Origin of the sequence: Ensifer sp., from assembly GCF_035999185.1 — a bacterium.
In the GTDB taxonomy this organism is placed as follows: Bacteria; Pseudomonadota; Alphaproteobacteria; order Rhizobiales; family Rhizobiaceae; genus Ensifer.
In genome coordinates, this window is record NZ_DASYHB010000024.1 from 1 (window position 1) to 1,862 (window position 1,862).

2 protein-coding genes are annotated in these 1,862 nt (G+C 63.4%); both read left to right on the top strand.

The window, feature by feature from the left end; translation table 11 throughout:
* A partial coding sequence (ffh, locus tag VGO04_RS02245) for a signal recognition particle protein (RefSeq protein WP_327494334.1) occupies window positions 1-1,557 on the top strand: 1,557 nt, incomplete at its 5' end.
* Window positions 1,558-1,571: 14 nt separating this feature from the next.
* A partial coding sequence (locus VGO04_RS02250) for a chorismate mutase (RefSeq protein ID WP_327494335.1) occupies window positions 1,572-1,862 on the top strand: 291 nt, incomplete at its 3' end.

A 1,862-nucleotide genomic window follows, 5' to 3' on the forward strand; every position in this document is an offset into this window, starting at 1 on the left:
GAGAGCCTCCAGGACCGCCTTGGTTCCATATTGAATGGACTGACCGGCCGCGGCGCATTGTCGGAAGCCGATGTTTCCGCTGCGCTCCGCGAGGTTCGCCGTGCGCTGCTCGAAGCCGACGTCGCGCTCGACGTCGTGCGCTCCTTCACCGAAAAAGTTCGTGAAAAGGCCGTCGGCGCCGAGATCCTGAAATCGATCAAGCCCGGCCAGATGGTCGTCAAGATCGTCCATGACGAGCTGGTTGATATGCTCGGCTCCGAGGGCGTCACCATCGACCTCAACGCGCCCGCTCCCGTCGTCATCATGATGGTCGGTCTGCAGGGCTCGGGTAAGACGACGACCACCGGCAAGATCGCCAGCCGGATGAAGACCAGGGACAAGAAGAAGGTCCTGATGGCTTCGCTCGACACGCGTCGTCCGGCCGCCCAGGAGCAGCTTCGCCAGCTCGGCGTTCAGACCGGCGTCGATACGCTTCCGATCATTGCCGGCCAGTCGCCGACCGATATCGCCGCGCGCGCCGTGCAGGCTGCCAAACTTGGCGGTCATGACGTCGTCATCCTCGATACCGCCGGCCGTACCCATATCGACGAGCCGCTGATGATCGAGATGGCGGAGATCAAGCGGAAGTCCAATCCGCATGAAATCCTGCTCGTCGCCGATGCGCTGACCGGTCAGGATGCCGTCAATCTCGCCCGCAACTTCGACGAACGCGTCGGCATTACCGGCCTCGTGCTCACCCGCATGGACGGCGACGGCCGCGGCGGTGCAGCGCTTTCGATGCGCGCCGTCACCGGCAAGCCGATCAAGCTTATCGGCGTCGGCGAAAAGATGGGCGAACTCGAAGAGTTCCATCCGCGCCGCGTCGCCGATCGCATCCTCGGCATGGGCGACATCATCTCGCTCGTCGAGAAGGCCGCCGAGAACATCGATGCCGAAAAGGCGGCGGCCATGGCCGCCAAGATGGCCAAGGGCAAGTTCGACCTGAACGACCTTGCCGACCAGCTGCGCCAGATGCAGAAGATGGGCGGCATGGGCGGCATCATGGGCTTGATGCCCGGCATGGCCGGCATGAAGGACAAGATGGCGTCCGCCGGTCTCGACGACAAACTGTTCGGACGCCAGATCGCCATCATCTCCTCGATGACCAAGGCCGAGCGCGCCAACCCGGACATGCTGAAGCACTCCCGCAAGAAGCGCATCGCTGCCGGTTCGGGCACCGATGCCGCCGACATCAACAAGCTTCTGAAGATGCACCGCCAGATGGCGGACATGATGAAGATGATGGGCGGCAAGGGCAAAGGCGGCATGATGAAGCAGATGATGGGCGGCCTTGCCAACAAGATGGGGCTCGGTGGCCTCGGCGGCGGCATGCCCGATCTGTCGAAGCTCGACCCGAAGCAGCTTGAAGCGCTGCAGAAGCAGGCGGAAGCGGCAGGCCTCAAGCCTGGCGGCATGCCGGGCCTCGGCGGCGGTGGCTTGCCGGGCCTTGGCGGTGCCAAGCTTCCGGGCCTCGGCGGCGGTTTCCCCGGCCTTCCCGGCCTGCCGAAGAAGAAGTGAGGATCGTTTGAGACATGATTGATCCCGAAATCAAACAGGAATTGGCGGGTTACCGGCAGTCGATCGACAATATCGATGCCGCGCTCGTCCACATGCTGGCCGAACGCTTCCGCTGCACCCAGGCAGTCGGCGTTCTGAAGGCCAAGCACGACTTGCCGCCGGCGGACCCGGCGCGCGAAGAATACCAGATCGAACGCCTGCGCCGCCTGGCCAAGGATGCCAATCTGGATCCGGATTTCGCCGAGAAGTTCCTGAACTTCATCATCAAGGAAGTCATCCGGCATCATGAAGCCATCGCCGCCGAT